This is a genomic window from Nocardia sp. NPDC004711 (assembly GCF_053601595.1).
Genome location: NZ_JBSGCB010000019.1, coordinates 37,289 through 51,438 on the forward strand (window position 1 = coordinate 37,289; position 14,150 = coordinate 51,438).

Sequence of the window (14,150 nt, forward strand, 5' to 3'; positions counted from 1 at the left end):
GCTCGTCCCGGGCGACCGAGCCTTGCCGGTTTCGAGGTGTAACGGTCCGCGGATTGGGAACCGTCCGGTCGAGTTCGCGGCTCGGGGCGGGTCGGCCGCCTACCCTGGAGGCCATGACTGATCCGAGCGATCCGTGGTCGCGGCGGCCGGAACCGGGCCCGGGGGAGGGGCCCGCCGAGCAGGCCGCAGCTGGCGGCTACCCCTCGGATAGCGCCGCGGGCTACGGGCCCACCGAGGCCATACCCGCCGGTCCGGTCGACTATTTCGGGCAGCCGGCCGGGCCCGACTCCACCCGCGTGCTGCCGCCGGCGGACGCCCAGTGGGGTGGATACGAGACCGGCGGCGGCTACGAGCCGACCGCCGTCTACCCGGGCCAGCCCGGGTATGCCCCCATGAGCAGCTATGGCGCGCCCGGATATCCGCCGGCCGCGGGCGGGCCCGGTTACCCGGGTGGTCCTGGAATGCCGGCCGGTGGATATCAGCCCGCGGGCTTCCCGCAGCATCCGGTCCCGCCGCCCCGCCGGACCACCATGTGGATCGCGCTGACCATCGCCGCGGTCATCGTGGTCGCCATTGTCGGCGTCGCGGCGGGAACCCTGCTGTCGAACAACGATTCGTCGAACAGCGCCGCACCCGGCAGCGTCAGGACCTCCGGGTACCCGGCGCCGAGCCTGCCCGGCAACTCCTCGGCCCTGCCCCTGCCCAGCGGCATTCCCACCATCCCGGGCCTGGGCGATCTGGACGAGCTGGGTGCGAACATGGGCACCATCTCGAACAACGACGGTTCCACCCTCACCATCACCACCCTGTCCGGTGGCACGGCGACCGTGAAGAGCGACAACAAGACACAGGTGATCTCCCTGGGCAGCACCAAGGTTTCGGACTTGCCGGTCGGCGAGGTGATCATGGTCCAGGGCGACAGGAACGCCGACGGATCCATCCAAGCGAAGCTGATCATCAGCACCTCGATGCCGAGTGCTACCCGATGACACATGGTGCAAGCGGAAAAACTGACCAGCCCAAAGGTTCGCGGCGCAAGCGCGGGCAGGCGGAGCGCTCGATTCTGGACTGACAGAGCAGGGGAGCGAAGCGGAGGAGCGGAGGAGCGGGAGAATCGAGACCTCCAGCGCCGCAAACCCGCCCCGGAGCGAAGCGGACGGGCAATTAAACACAGTAGGGTAGGCGGCGATGACGGCGATATGGTTCGGGCTGGCGGCGATCGCGCTCGTGGGTGCGATCGTGCTGCTCTATTTCGATCGGCTGCAGCGGCAGCGTACCGGGCACGTGCGACAGGTCTGGGCGAAATCCCAGGGCTACACCTATGTTTCGGTGGAGCCCGCGCTCGCCTCCACCTGGCGGCGCGGCGCCCTGGCCAAGCTCGGCTACCTGTCCGCGGTGGACGTGGTGTCGGGTAACCGCAAGGGTGAGAAGTTCGTGCTCTTCGATCTGGAGGACGCCGCCACCCTGGTCGCGGTGCGCCGGCAGATCGGCTCGGACATCGACATCGACCTGCGGCTGAAAACCGCGGCGCCGCCGAAGGATCACGATCTGGAGCTGCTCGGCGCCATCGGCGACCGGGTGGTCTTCGCCACCAACCCGGACGTTGCCCGGCACGCGGTGGATCAGCGCATGGTGGCGTTCATCGAGTCGCTGCCCGACACCGTGCAGCAGCTGTGGTCCGAGGGCAACTGGACCCTGGGCATGCTGCCGGTCGGGGCCGTGGCCAAGGACTGGGAGATGGCCATCGACGCGGTGCTGCGGCTGTCGGGCCTGCTGCATGTGCTGCCGCCGGTCATCAATGCCGAGCGCGGCCGCGACGAACTCCCCGAACCCGGTCGCTCGCACCCGGTTCCCGAGGACGACGACTACGACGGCCACGACGAATTCGGCGACTTCGGCGACGACGACCGCGATCGCCCGCGCGGCCAGGACCGCCCGGCCCGCCCGCGCGCCGAGGCAGCCGACGGCTACGAGTCCCCGCTGGTCAGCGATATCGCCGGCGCGAGCGAACCGGACGACGAGCCCGAAAACTGGCGTCCCGCACTGAAAGTCGTGCCGGACCCGCGCAACCGCCCGCGCCGCAACTGGCCGCCCGCCCCCGAGGGGGAGGAGCCGGATCGGTACGACGAGGACGACCGGCGCCGCCCCGCGGACGAAGACCATTGGGCGGAACCGGAATCCGAGGATTGGCGCGACGAATCCGACTCCGACCGCGAGCCCGAGGAGGGCTGGCGCAAGGACCAGGGTCGCAGCGCCCCGCCCGGCGGCCCGTTCCATCCGGGGTTCCGCCCCTACCAGGGACCCGCGCCGAGGTGACCCACCCCGGCCGTGTCCGCGCGCGGCACGCCGCAGCCACGTGGTGTCTGCGCGAATTCGCTGCGTGTGGGTCGGTCAGGGATCAGAATGGGGGCGCAGTTCCGGTCATCGCCGACCGCTCCCCAGTCGTGCGAGTGATGGGCCGCCGATGACCGAGAGTTCCCCTGATCGTCCGGCGGGCGCCCCGCGCCTGCCGGGTGCCCACCGCCCGGTGGCCCTGATCACGGGACCGACCTCCGGCATCGGCAAGGCGTACGCCACCCGGCTCGCCGCGCTCGGCTACGACCTGGTGCTGGTGGCGCGGGATGAGGATCGGCTGGCCGCGCTGGCACACGATGTGCGGGTGCGTTTCGGTGCGCGAGCCGAGACGCTGCCCGCGGACCTGGGCCGCTCCGCCGACCTCGGCCGGGTGGCCGAACGTCTGGCACAGGGCGTCGAATTCCTGGTCAACAATGCGGGATTCGGCATGTCGGGCGAGTTCTGGACGCTGGAGCCGGAGGCCCTGCAGCAGCAACTGGATGTGAACGTCACCGCTGTCGTACAGCTGACCCGGGCGGCCCTGCCGCCCATGCTGCACGCGGCCAAGGGCACCGTGGTCAATGTGGCCAGCACCGCGGGCCTGATACCCGGACGGGGTTCGACCTATTCGGCCTCCAAGGCGTACGTCGTATCCTTTTCTCAGGGGCTGGCCGGCGGGCTGGCCGGAACCGGAGTCCGGGTGCAGGCCTTGTGCCCGGGATTCGTCCGCACCGAATTCCATGAGCGGGCCGGAATCGACATGGCCTCGCTGCCGCGACCGTTGTGGTTGAGCGTGGACGAGGTGGTGGCGGGTTCGCTGCATGATCTGGAGAGAGACCGGGTGATCAGCGTGCCCGGAATGCAGTACAAAGCGATCGTCGCGATCGCCGGGTTCATCCCACGATCCCTGGTGACCCGCCTGAACCGGGGCCTGTTCAACGCACGCGGAAGGACATAGAGAAAGCAATGCAGGTAACGACCACCGACCGGGACAGACTCGCGGCTCTGGTGCGCGACCTCGCCGTGGTGCACGGCCGGGTGACCCTGTCCTCGGGCAAGGAAGCCGACTACTACGTGGACCTGCGCCGCGCCACCCTGCACCACGAGGCGGCCCCGCTCATCGGCAAGCTACTGCGCGAACTCGTGGCGGACTGGGACTTCGACGCGGTGGGCGGGCTCACCATGGGCGCGGACCCGGTGGCGGCCGCGGTCATGCACGCGCCCGGCCGGGCCATCGACGCCTTCGTGGTCCGCAAGGCCGCCAAGACGCACGGCATGCAGCGTCAGATCGAGGGCCCGGACATCGTGGGCAAGCGGGTGCTGGTGGTCGAGGACACCACCACGACCGGAAACTCCCCGCTCACCGCCGTGCGCGCACTGCGTGAGGCGGGCGCCATCGTGGTCGGTGTGGCCACCGTGGTGGACCGTGAGACCGGCGCCGACGACATCATCGCGGCCGAGGGTCTGGAGTACCGGTCGATCCTGGGTCTGAAGGACCTCGCCCTGGGATGAGGACTTAGGTCCTTACCGAAGGGTTAACAAGACTTTGCTCTGGGCTGAACCCTTGCTCTGGGTTAGCCTGGTGCTGGTCTTACGTCCGACAAAGGTGTTGTGAAGGGTCGTGTGAGTCACCAGTGGTGAGCATTGCAATCAACAAGGGTCATCAAAATGTTGCGATGCTCGGCATCGGCGCCTACCGGCCCCAGCGCCTGGTCAGCAACGCTGAAGTGTGCGAGGTTCTGGACTCCACCCCGGAGTGGATCTTCGAGCGCACCGGCATCCACAACCGGCGCTGGATCTCCGGTGACGAGACGCTGCGCACCATGGCGGTGGCGGCGGGCAACCGGGCGCTGAACAACACCGGCATCGACCGGTCCAAGATCGGCGCGCTGCTGTTCTGCACCTCCAGCTGGCTCAAGCTGACCCCGCACGGCGCGCCGAGCGTCGCCGCCGACCTCGGGATGAACGGCATCCCGGCCTTCGACCTGACCTCCGGCTGCGGCGGGTTCGGTTACGGCCTGGGTGTCGCCACCGACATGATCCGCTCCGGCTCGGCCGAATACATCCTGGTGATCGGCGCGGAGACGATGACCGTGGGCCTGGACCCGAAGGATCGCGGCACCGCCATGATCTTCGGCGACGGCGCGGGCGCGGTCGTGGTCGGGCCCAGCGAGGAGAACGGCATCTCGCCGACCGTGTGGGGCTCCGACGGCGAGAACGCCGAGGCCATCGCGCAGGACGTCGACTTCCTGGAGTTCATGAACAAGGCGCAGCGCCTGCAGGGCACCGACCCGGCCGTCGAGCCGGTGGGCCGGATGTCGCTGCACATGGAGGGCCCCAAGGTCTTCCGCTGGGCCGCGGTCACCCTGCCGCGCGCGCTGTCGAGTGCCATCGAGCAGTCCGGCGTGCACAAGGAGGACATCGAGGTGTTCATCCCGCACCAGGCCAATGCCCGCATCAACGAGCTCATGAAGAAAAACCTCGGGCTCGCCGACGACATCCCGATGGCCAATGACATCGAGAACACCGGCAACACCTCCGCGGCCTCGATTCCGCTGGCCATGGAGGAGATGCTGGTGACCGGCAAGGCCAAGGGCGGTCAGCTGGCCCTGCTGCTCGGCTTCGGCGCGGGCCTGTCCTACGCCGGTCAGGTCGCGGTGCTGCCGCCCGCGCCGGCCGAGCCCAGCTTCTGATGGCCCGCCCGTTCCGCGCCGCGTTCGTCGGCGCGGCGGCGGTGACGGTGTTCGGCGCCGTCACCGGCCGCGAGAAATTGCAGTGGGCCGCAAAGCCTTTGCTGATGCCGCTGCTGGCGGCCGATGTGGCGGTGAACGGCGCGGCCCTGCATCGCACCGATCGCACGGTGCTGCTCGGGTCGCTGGCCGCGGCCACGGTCGGCGACGTATTGCTCATCGACCCCGATGACGATCGCCGATTGATAGCCGGCGCTTCGTCCTTCGCGGTCATGCAGACCGGATATTCGTGGTTGTGGTTCCGGCGCGGCGGCCGGCCGCGCGCGCAGATCGCGGCTCCGCGCCTGGCGGCCTGGCTGGGCGCGGCGACGCTGATGCGGTTCAAGGCCCCGGCGATCGCGGTGCCGCTCACCGCCTACGGCGCGACCCTCGGCACGGCGGCCACGCTGGCGTCCGATCCGGAACTGGCCCCGGACGCGAAGAATATTGCGGGCGTGAACATTCCGAATGCGGACCCGCGCAGCCGATTGGGCGTGGGTGCGCTGTTGTTCACGCTGTCCGACGGATTGATCGTGCTGCGGCGCGTTTTCGCGCGCGGTGAGAAGTCGCGCCGGATCAGTGAGGGCGTCATTCTCGGCACGTATGCCGCCGCGCAATACCTGCTCGCGGATCCCCGCGCGCATCGGTAGCCATATCGGTAACCGAATAGGTCACCCTATCCGTCATCGGCAACCGTTACCGGTCATCGAATTCGATTGGAAAAGAACCCCATCCCGAGTTTCGGGATGGGGTTCCGGTGTTTTTATCCCCGAGGGATCAGGGCAGGACCTGCGGAATGGCATCCGGGTCGACCGCGCCGACGAGCAGGCCGATCAGCGCGCCCTGCAGCGCCGGGCCGAGGGCGCAATCCCGCTGCCGCCATTCGAGATCCGTGGAATTGTGCTCGGCACCACTATTCGGTGACGCGTGCCATTCCGGGGATTGCGGATAGCAGTTCGCGGCCCGCGCCGGATTCCGTCCACCATGCGGTATGGCCGAGAAAGTACTCTTCGTAGGCGATTTCGGCATTCTTCGTATTGCCGCCGGGGACGACGCCGAGGAAGTAGTCGATCTCGGACAGCTCGTACTCGCAATGCACGAGGGGGAGCAGCGCCGGGAGGGCGCGCCGCTCGGCGGCGTTCAGCGGCCGGACCGATTCGTAGCCCTGGAGCAGCACGCGTACCTGGTCGAATCGCACCTGCGCCGGTCCGCCGTCGCGGATCGAAATCCAGTCCACGGCACTGCGTTCGATGGCGGTGGCGAGATCGTGGACGGCGGTGGTGCGGTCGCACAGGCCGAAGTCGATGACGGAGGTGACGGCGCGGTCGCGCCAGAGCAGGTTCGTGCCGTGCCAATCATTGTGTGTCCACAGCGGTTCCAGGTCCGCGAGCAGCGGCCGGAGCCGTTCGTAGGCCGGGAGGTGGACGCGTTCCAGGTCGGCCCGCCAGTCGCGTTCGGCGAGGAATGCGCCGACGGCTGGGCGTTCGGCGGCCCGATTCGCCACGGCCGCAAGGGGATCGGTGGAGGCGAAGAGGGTGAAGCCTGCCAGTAGCGGCCGGGGCGGGCGGCGTGGCGCCTCGTATCCCGCGGCGGCCAGGTGCAGACGGGCCAGCAGGCGCCCGGCCGCGGCCGCCCCGTCGAGGGAGCGGTACGGCGTCCAGGAGAAGACGCCCTCGTACTCGTCGCGCCCGTCACCCGATTCCTGGACCTCGTAGGCGAAATCGCCCAGGTCGACCGTGTGCCGTACGCGCGGCACCGGAATTCCTTGCGAGCGTAGGTGATCCATGAAACGGTGCTCCTCGCCGAGCGCGGCGGCGTCGCGCAGCGCCCGGGGGAGGCGTTTGACGATGAGGTCGTGCCCGTCCGCCGGGCGTACCCGGGCGGTCGCCGACAGTGGTCTCGGGCTGCGCCACACGATCGCCGCGTCCGTGCCCAGCACCGCGTCCACCTCGGCGGAAGTCAGTGCGGGCCAATCGGGTTCGACCAGCGGGTCGAATCCCATGCCGTAGACGCGGCCGTCGGTCATCCCCGCCGGACCCGCACCAGGAGCGCGGTCACCGCCGCGGCCGCCAGGAACGAGTAGAGCGAGGCCGAGGACCACCAGCCCGGATGCACGCCGAGCATGTCCTGTGCCCGGGTCCAGAATGTCGCCCACCAGCTGATGGAGCCGGGATTGAACAGCTGGTACACCACGAAGCCGATGGCCCATGGCAGCAGCATGAGCGGCCGGGCGGGTGCGTCCTGCGCCAGATTCCAGTCGCGGCGGCCCTGGCCGAGGAAGTAGTCGACGATGAGCACCGCGCACAGCGGCACGAAGACCGAGCCGACCAGATAGAGGAAATTCGCGTAGCTGCTGAAGTCGCGCACCGGCAGCGCCAGCAGTGTCACCGCCACACCGACCAGCCCGGCCAGCAGTCGCCGATCCACCCGCGGCAGCAGGTTCTGGATGGACATGGCCGTCGAATACACATTGGCGAAGGACTGGTCCGACTCGCGCAGCACCAGTACCGCGAAGAAGACCCAGCCCGCGGTGACGCCCAGGAAGGAGTCGAAAACGTGGTCGGCATTGCCGCCCGCCTGCAGGATGGCGATGATGCCCAGCAGGTAGCACCACACCTGGGCGATCGAGTAGCCGACCACGGTGGCCCCGGCGGCGGTTTTCGCCGAGCGGGAGTGCCGGGTGTAGTCGGCGGCCAGCGGCACGAACGAGATGGATACGGCCAGGGTGGTGTCGACGGCGGGCCAGAACCCGCTCCAGCTGGTGCCGTGCTGCACCGGAATCGGTTGCCGCAGTAGCTGAATCGTGAAGTAGAGCATGGCGACGGCCACCGCCACCGAGACGTATTTGCGCAGCGCCCGCACCGCGGACAGCGGCCAGATGGCCATGGTGGTGGACAGCGTGCCCGCCGCGACGATCACCACCCAGTGCGGTACCCGGTCGTGGGTGAGCGCCGAGACGCCGAGCGCGATGACGGTCAGCTCGTACACGCCCCAGCCGATGCACTGCACGATATTGGCGACCGTCGGCAGGTACGACAGCCGCGTCCCGAACAGGCCGCGCAGCACCGCCATGGCCGGTGCGCCGGTGCGGGCCCCGACGGCGCCCGGTCCGGCCACCATGGCCGCGCCGACCACGGTGCCCAGGACGGTCGCCAGCAGCGCCCCGGCCAGCGGCAGCGGCGGGTTCCCGGTCGGGAAGAGCACGTACGCGGCACCGCTGAAGCCGATGAGACTGACGCCGAGATTGAGCCAGAACGCCGCCTGATCCGTGAACCCCAGCGTGCGCGGCGGCTGAGTGTCGAGCACCAGCGGCGCTTCCCTGCGGTCGGGTTTCTCGGCGATCGTCATGCCCAGGAGCCTACGGCCCGAATCGTGCGAATCCGGCACTGAGCTGGATATATATCAGAGGCAGAGGATGATCCGGTCCCGGTTCTGCGGGTCGACGCGGATCGAAATCGTGCCGCCCACAGCGATTCTCGGTTTCACCACCGGTTCGACATCGAAGACGATGCTGCCGTAGTAGGTCTCCGAGCCCGGCACCACGAGTTCGAGATCGAGTTCGGTGATCTCGGTGCAGTGGTCGGTGCGCTGCAAGGGGTGGACCGCTTCGATGTTCGCCCAGCCCTCGAGCCCGTGCCGGCGTAGTCTGCGGTCGGAGCGGCTGGGGCGCTGGGCGAACAGCATGCCCAGGCCCAGGAACGTTCCGAAGAGACCGACCAGTGTGACGATCTGGACCGGCACCGTACCCGGCGGGGTGAGCGGGACCAACCACCCCAGCCACAACCCGAGTGCGACGAGATATGCCGCCGTCACTCCGAGCACCGTACGAGCTATACGCGCGTGGTCCATGACACCCTCCAACCACGGCCTATCAGAATTCCAGGATAGTCCCGATGCTTGTTCCGTGTGGGTCGATCAGGCGAGGTCAGAGGGCTGGTGGGTCAAACGGGCACGCCGGATGTGCGGAGCGCGGTGAGAGTGTCCAGATCGAGCGGCAGGTCGAGGCCGTCGAGGCCCAGGGTGACCTGTCCCGAGTACTCACCGGTCGGTAGGTATCGACCGTCCCGCAGCCGATGGGTCAGCAGCCGCAGCGACTCCTCGGTCTCCAGCAGCCAGTAGTGCCCGATCCCCGCCGCCGCGTACTCGGCGAACTTCATGACCCGATCCACCCGGCGCGAACCCGGCGACACGATCTCGATGGCCGCCAGCACATCCCCCGGCCGCACCCGGGTGGCGTGCTCGGCCCCGGCCGTACCGCCCACGATCAGCACATCCGGCACCCGCACGGTCGGCGGCGTGCCGTCGTCGATGATCAATTCGATGCGCGCCATGGCGGCCACCCGCCGGGGCAGCGCCCGCTCCAGCTGAGCGGCCAGACGCCATACCGCGAGCTGATGCCGCGGCGGCTGCGGCGCCACCACCAGCACGCCGTCCACCAGTTCGCGGCAGTGCCGATTGTTCTCCGGCAGCAGCGACCACTCCTCGATGGTCAGGAGGTGATTCGGCCAGTATTCAACCGATTTCAGCAATTCCGCGGAACTCGATCGAGTCATGGGGCCAGTCTTCCACGCCCGGCAACCGTGCAGCGATGTTTCAACCCCGCAACCGCAGAACGGCGAGTACCCGCCGATGGTGCAGATCCGAGGGCGGCAATTCCAGCTTGGAGAAGATGTTGCCGATGTGCTTCTCCACCCCGCGTTCGGTCACCGACAGGGCCCGGGCGATGGCCGCGTTCGACAGTCCCTGGGCCATGGATTCCAGCACTTCACGCTCGCGCGGGGTGAGCCGGGCCAGCGAATCCTGTTGCCGGGCAGCGCCCATGAGCTGGCCGACCACCTCCGGATCCAGCGCGGTGCCGCCGGTGGCGACGCGGCGCAGCGCCTCGGTGAAATCGCCGACGTCGGCCACCCGGTCCTTGGGCAGGTAGCCGACGCCGCCCGCACCGGCGGCCAGTAACTCGGTGGCATAACGGGTTTCGATCCACTGCGAGAACACCAGCACCCCGGTGCCGGGATAACTGCGGCGCAGCGCGAGCGCGGCCAGCAGGCCCTCGTCGGTGAAGCTGGGCGGCATGCGGACGTCCACCACGGCGACATCCGGCAGCCGGTCGGCGACCGCGGCGTGCAGACCGGTCGCGTCGCCCACCGCGGCCACCACCTCGAACCCGCGCTCCGCCAGCAATGCGGTGAGGCCGTCGCGCAGAATGGCATTGTCCTCCGCGATGACCACCCGCAGCGGCTGGTTCGCGGTGTTCGCGTCCTCGTCGTCCGGAGTGTTCACAGCCTCGATCATTGCGGCCCGGCCAGCGGCAGCACCAGCGTGACCACGGTCGGGCCGCCGATGGGGCTGTCCACCGTGAGCGTGCCGTCCACCGCGCGCGCCCGCTGCGCCAGCCCCGAAAGCCCGCCCACCACAACGCCTTCGCCGGGCCCGCCCACTGGTTGCAGCGCACCGCCCTGGCCGTTGTCGCGCACGCTCACCGCCAGCGCATCCGTCCCCGCCGGCAGCACCGCCACCCAGATCCGGTTCGCGGCAGCGTGTTTCACCACATTGGTGAGCAGTTCCGCGACCGAGAAATAGGCGATGGCCTCGATGGCCGGGCTGGGCCGCAGCGGCAGCAGCACCCGCAGCTCCACCGGCAGCGCGCAGCGGGCGGCCAGGGTCTCCAGCGCCGGTTCCAGCCCGAGTTCGAGGGCGGGTGGATGGATGCCGCGCACCAGTTCCCGCAGTTCGGTCAGTGCCTCCTTGGATCCGGTGCGGGCCTGGGCGATCAGCTCGGCGGCGTCGCCGCCCGCCGCGATCCGCTCCTCGGCGCGGCCCAGCATCATGGCGATGCCGACCAGTCGCGCCTGGGTGCCGTCGTGCAGGTCGCGCTCCAGTCGGCGCAGGGTGGCGGTGAAGTCGTCGACCGCCGCGCGGCGGCTCTCGCGCAGGCCGGCCAGCTCGAGATCGCGGGCGGTCGGGGTCAACAGCCACAGCGCGAGCACGCGGTGCAGGAAGCAGACGCCGCGGATCAGCCACGGCAGCAGGAAGCAGCCGAGCACGCCGAGCGCCGCGAAACCCAGGACGCGCGGCCAGGTGTCGAGGTAGTAGTCGCCGAACTGGATCATCGACCGGTGCGATACGCCGCGTTCGTCCACATTGGCCGGATCCATGAGTGCCCACGGAATCGGCGACAGCGCAACGAAACCCGTCACCGCCACCGCCGTCAGCACGCCGTAGCCGATCACCACGCCCAGCAAGCCGTCGAGGATCAGGAACAGCAGGGCGCGGTAGGAGGTCCGATCGGTGAAGGCACTGCGCAGCCAGCCGATCGGCCCGGGCCGAAAGGTGAACGGGGGCGGCTCGGGCATGGCCGCGTCGAGCAGCACCGCGCCCAGCACCCGATGAATGCGGCCCCACACCCGCCCGCCGAGGATCATGGCCGCCAGCACCGGGATGCCCAGCACGAACACCGAGAGGTACAGGCTGCCGCCGATACCCAGGAACAGATAGAACGCGGCGGCACAGCCCAGCCCGAAAACGATGATCAGGTAGGCGAATTCCTTCCAGGTGCGCGCCCGGAACGGCGTGACCAGGAAGGTCCGCAGCACGGACGCGGGGTTGGGGCGGGGGCCCGGATCCGATTGCGGCGCGGGCGGATCGAGCACGATGCTGGGTAGGGCGGCCGTATCGCTCATGGATTCATGGTCGCGGGCGGCGCGGTGCGGTGGCGAGGGAGCAGCCCAGAAAATATTCGGTGTAGCCAGCACGACCACCTAGCATTCAGCCATGACCTACGACGCGCCCCCGCCGGGCTGGGATCCGCAGTCCCAGGGCTACCAGCAGCAGCCGGGCTACAACCAGCACTCCGGCTACCCACAGGGCTACCCTCCGCAGGCGCCCGGCTACTACCCGCCCGGCTACTACGGCGCGCCGGCGCCGGATCATCCGCAGGCGGTGGTCGTGTTGATCCTCGGCATCATGAGCCTGGTGTTCTGCCAGCTGCTCGGTCCGGTGGCCTGGATCATGGGCGGCAAGGCCCGCCGGGAGATCAGCGAGTCGAACGGCATGATCGGCGGCAGCGGCATGGTGACGGCCGGCTGGATCTGCGGCATCGTCGCCACCGCGCTGATGGCCCTGGTCATCCTGTTCATCGTGCTCGCGATCATCGTGGGCGCGGTCGGCTCCTCGCACTAGGCAACTACCATCGCCGGGGTGAGTTCCGCCCCGACCGCCCACGAACCGCCGACCCCCGGACCGACCGAATGGGGTGAGCATCCGCACGGCGTCGGACCGTGGCGCGAGGAGTTCGGCACCGAGCCGCCGGACGATCCGCGCCTGGACCCGGACCTGCTCGAGCACGGCGACCGGCGCAATGTGGTGGATGCCTACCGGTATTGGCGGCGCGAGGCCATCGTCGCCGATATCGACAGTCGCCGGCACCCGTTCCATGTGGCCATCGAGAACTTCGGGCACGACGCCAATATCGGCACGGTGGTGCGCACGGCCAATGCCTTCGCGGCGGCGGCCGTGCACATTGTCGGGCGCAAGCGGTGGAATCGCCGCGGGGCCATGGTCACCGACCGCTACCAGCACATTCACCATCACGCCGACATCGATGAGCTGCTGCGTTTCGCGGCCGGCGAGGGACTGACGGTGGTGGCGGTGGACAACGTCCCCGGCGCGGTGCCGCTGGAGACCGCGGCGCTGCCGCGCGCTTGCCTGCTGCTCTTCGGCCAGGAGGGCCCGGGCGTGAGCGAGGCCGCGAAAGCGGGCGCGCTGCTGACCGTTTCGATCGCGCAGTTCGGCTCGACCCGCAGCATCAATGCCGGTGTCGCCGCGGGTATCGCCATGCACGCCTGGATCCGCCAGCACGCCGACCTCACCACCGCCTGGTGAGCTGGACGACTCTCGGTAACAAATCAGCCACGAGCGCAGTGCCCGACTGGCACGATAAGTCCTATGACTTCGCGGACCGGACGCAATATCGAGCCGACCGCTGCCCTCTGGTCGGAGCGAGCCGACCTGGCGGAGTCCGCGATCCTCTCGCGTCACCTACGTAAGTTGTGGGGCTGTCCCGGCACCCAGCTCGGCGTGGTGGGCTGGCCCGCCACCAAGGGTGAGCGGGTTTTCGCCTTCTGGCACTACTGGTGGCAGGCCCACCTGATCGACTGCGCGGTCGACGCCGCCAATCGCGCGCCGACCCCCGCCCGGCAGCGCCGCCTCTGGTCCATCGCCCACGCCTCGCGCCTGCGCAATATCACCGGCTGGACCAACAACTACTACGACGACATGGCTTGGCTGACAATCGCTTTGGAGCGGGCCGAACGCACCCAGGGCGTGGCTGAGGTGCGCGGCGCGCTGCTCACTCTGGAGAAGACGCTGGCCAACGGGTTCGATCCGGAGTTCGGCGCGGTCCCCTGGCGCAAGGGCTCCGACTTCTACAACGCCCCGGCCAACGGCCCGGCAGGCATCGCCATGGCGCGGCTGGGCCGCTACCACCTGGCACAGGAACTGGCCGACTTCCTCGACGCCAACCTGCGCGACAAGGAGACCGGCCTCATCTTCGACGGCATCCACCTACCCTCCGGCGAGGTCGAGAAGCCGGTCTACAGCTACTGCCAGGGCGTGACGCTCGGCCTGGAAACCGAACTCGCGGTGCATACCGGCGAACCCCGGCACGCCGAGCGCGCGGTCCGGCTGGTGGACGCGGTCGAGGAGCATCTGACCGCGGACGGCGTGGTGGTCGGCGACGGCGGCGGGGACGGCGGCCTGTTCAACGGCATTCTCATCCGCTACCTGGCGCTGACCGCCCTCATGCTGCCCGGCGACGACCCCGCGCAGGTGACCGCGCGCCGCAAGGCCGCCGCGATGGTGCGCGCGTCCGCGCACGCGGCCTGGGAACACCGCCTGGACGTGGAGGGGGAGCCGCTGTTCGGCGCGGATTGGCGGCAGCCCGCGCGACTTCCGGGCATCGCGGGCGCGGGCGGCTTCGAGGGCGGTTCGGTGACCGCCTCGCGCAGCCCGGAACGCGATCTGTCGGTGCAGCTTTCGGGCTGGAAGCTGATGGAGGCCGCGCACACGGTGACGGCCGCCGGACTGTAA

At 69.4% G+C, this 14,150-nt stretch carries 15 protein-coding genes; 9 read left to right on the top strand and 6 right to left on the bottom strand.

Annotated features, from left to right (window positions below; all coding sequences use genetic code 11):
* Positions 1 to 113 precede the first annotated feature (113 nt).
* From ACWEKS_RS20575 to ACWEKS_RS20600, 6 genes are all read left to right on the top strand, one after another.
* On the top strand, positions 114 to 989 hold the full coding sequence (locus ACWEKS_RS20575; RefSeq protein WP_452341567.1) for a DUF5666 domain-containing protein: 876 nt from the start codon (positions 114 to 116) through the stop codon (positions 987 to 989).
* A gap of 199 nt (positions 990 to 1,188) precedes the next feature.
* Positions 1,189 to 2,316: a hypothetical protein gene (locus ACWEKS_RS20580; protein ID WP_452341568.1), complete on the top strand. Its 1,128-nt coding sequence runs from the start codon at positions 1,189 to 1,191 to the stop codon at positions 2,314 to 2,316.
* 148 nt (positions 2,317 to 2,464) lie between these two features.
* Complete coding sequence (locus ACWEKS_RS20585; RefSeq protein ID WP_452341569.1) at positions 2,465 to 3,292, top strand: SDR family NAD(P)-dependent oxidoreductase; 828 nt, start codon at positions 2,465 to 2,467, stop codon at positions 3,290 to 3,292.
* A gap of 8 nt (positions 3,293 to 3,300) precedes the next feature.
* Positions 3,301 to 3,846, top strand: a complete 546-nt coding sequence (gene pyrE / locus ACWEKS_RS20590; protein WP_354843337.1) for an orotate phosphoribosyltransferase — start codon at positions 3,301 to 3,303, stop codon at positions 3,844 to 3,846.
* Between the two features lie 122 nt (positions 3,847 to 3,968).
* Positions 3,969 to 5,027, top strand: a complete 1,059-nt coding sequence (locus tag ACWEKS_RS20595; RefSeq protein ID WP_379401235.1) for a beta-ketoacyl-ACP synthase 3 — start codon at positions 3,969 to 3,971, stop codon at positions 5,025 to 5,027.
* Positions 5,027 to 5,713: a lysoplasmalogenase gene (locus ACWEKS_RS20600; protein ID WP_452341570.1), complete on the top strand. Its 687-nt coding sequence runs from the start codon at positions 5,027 to 5,029 to the stop codon at positions 5,711 to 5,713. The genes ACWEKS_RS20595 and ACWEKS_RS20600 overlap by 1 nt, the downstream gene beginning before the upstream one ends.
* A 263-nt stretch (positions 5,714 to 5,976) precedes the next feature.
* Here the strand turns inward: ACWEKS_RS20600 and ACWEKS_RS20605 are convergent, their stop codons facing one another.
* The 6 genes from ACWEKS_RS20605 to ACWEKS_RS20630 form a co-directional block, all read right to left on the bottom strand.
* Positions 5,977 to 7,089 (bottom strand): phosphotransferase enzyme family protein, encoded by a 1,113-nt coding sequence (locus ACWEKS_RS20605; protein WP_452341571.1) that lies wholly within the window; start codon positions 7,087 to 7,089, stop codon positions 5,977 to 5,979.
* Complete coding sequence (locus tag ACWEKS_RS20610) at positions 7,086 to 8,411, bottom strand: purine-cytosine permease family protein (RefSeq protein ID WP_452341572.1); 1,326 nt, start codon at positions 8,409 to 8,411, stop codon at positions 7,086 to 7,088. The genes ACWEKS_RS20605 and ACWEKS_RS20610 overlap by 4 nt, the downstream gene beginning before the upstream one ends.
* Before the next feature lie 54 nt (positions 8,412 to 8,465).
* Positions 8,466 to 8,876 carry a hypothetical protein gene (locus tag ACWEKS_RS20615; protein WP_452341573.1) on the bottom strand — a complete coding sequence of 137 codons (411 nt, stop codon included), beginning with the start codon at positions 8,874 to 8,876 and terminating at the stop codon, positions 8,466 to 8,468.
* Positions 8,877 to 9,004: 128 nt separating this feature from the next.
* A complete protein-coding gene (locus ACWEKS_RS20620) occupies positions 9,005 to 9,616 on the bottom strand; it encodes a Uma2 family endonuclease (RefSeq protein WP_452341574.1) in 612 nt (203 codons plus the stop codon).
* A gap of 40 nt (positions 9,617 to 9,656) precedes the next feature.
* Positions 9,657 to 10,298 carry a response regulator transcription factor gene (locus tag ACWEKS_RS20625; RefSeq protein WP_452341681.1) on the bottom strand — a complete coding sequence of 214 codons (642 nt, stop codon included), beginning with the start codon at positions 10,296 to 10,298 and terminating at the stop codon, positions 9,657 to 9,659.
* A 53-nt stretch (positions 10,299 to 10,351) separates the two neighbouring features.
* Positions 10,352 to 11,743 carry a sensor histidine kinase gene (locus ACWEKS_RS20630; protein WP_452341575.1) on the bottom strand — a complete coding sequence of 464 codons (1,392 nt, stop codon included), beginning with the start codon at positions 11,741 to 11,743 and terminating at the stop codon, positions 10,352 to 10,354.
* A 91-nt stretch (positions 11,744 to 11,834) separates the two neighbouring features.
* Here ACWEKS_RS20630 and ACWEKS_RS20635 point away from each other — a divergent pair, with 91 nt between their 5' ends.
* The 3 genes from ACWEKS_RS20635 (at position 11,835) to ACWEKS_RS20645 (ending at position 14,150) form a co-directional block, all read left to right on the top strand.
* Complete coding sequence (locus ACWEKS_RS20635) at positions 11,835 to 12,242, top strand: DUF4190 domain-containing protein (protein WP_452341576.1); 408 nt, start codon at positions 11,835 to 11,837, stop codon at positions 12,240 to 12,242.
* An 18-nt stretch (positions 12,243 to 12,260) separates the two neighbouring features.
* Complete coding sequence (locus ACWEKS_RS20640; RefSeq protein ID WP_452341577.1) at positions 12,261 to 12,944, top strand: TrmH family RNA methyltransferase; 684 nt, start codon at positions 12,261 to 12,263, stop codon at positions 12,942 to 12,944.
* 63 nt (positions 12,945 to 13,007) lie between these two features.
* Positions 13,008 to 14,150: a glycoside hydrolase family 76 protein gene (locus ACWEKS_RS20645; RefSeq protein WP_452341578.1), complete on the top strand. Its 1,143-nt coding sequence runs from the start codon at positions 13,008 to 13,010 to the stop codon at positions 14,148 to 14,150.

Coding starts and splice junctions, on each gene's coding strand:
- ACWEKS_RS20575 (WP_452341567.1), top strand. CDS start 114: ATGACTGATCCGAGCGATCCGTGGTCGCGGCGGCCGGAACCGGGCCCG.
- ACWEKS_RS20600 (WP_452341570.1), top strand. CDS start 5,027: ATGGCCCGCCCGTTCCGCGCCGCGTTCGTCGGCGCGGCGGCGGTGACG.
- ACWEKS_RS20580 (WP_452341568.1), top strand. CDS start 1,189: ATGACGGCGATATGGTTCGGGCTGGCGGCGATCGCGCTCGTGGGTGCG.
- ACWEKS_RS20635 (WP_452341576.1), top strand. CDS start 11,835: ATGACCTACGACGCGCCCCCGCCGGGCTGGGATCCGCAGTCCCAGGGC.
- ACWEKS_RS20620 (WP_452341574.1), bottom strand. CDS start 9,616: ATGACTCGATCGAGTTCCGCGGAATTGCTGAAATCGGTTGAATACTGG.
- pyrE (WP_354843337.1), top strand. CDS start 3,301: ATGCAGGTAACGACCACCGACCGGGACAGACTCGCGGCTCTGGTGCGC.
- ACWEKS_RS20610 (WP_452341572.1), bottom strand. CDS start 8,411: ATGACGATCGCCGAGAAACCCGACCGCAGGGAAGCGCCGCTGGTGCTC.
- ACWEKS_RS20630 (WP_452341575.1), bottom strand. CDS start 11,743: ATGAGCGATACGGCCGCCCTACCCAGCATCGTGCTCGATCCGCCCGCG.
- ACWEKS_RS20585 (WP_452341569.1), top strand. CDS start 2,465: ATGACCGAGAGTTCCCCTGATCGTCCGGCGGGCGCCCCGCGCCTGCCG.
- ACWEKS_RS20645 (WP_452341578.1), top strand. CDS start 13,008: ATGACTTCGCGGACCGGACGCAATATCGAGCCGACCGCTGCCCTCTGG.
- ACWEKS_RS20605 (WP_452341571.1), bottom strand. CDS start 7,089: ATGACCGACGGCCGCGTCTACGGCATGGGATTCGACCCGCTGGTCGAA.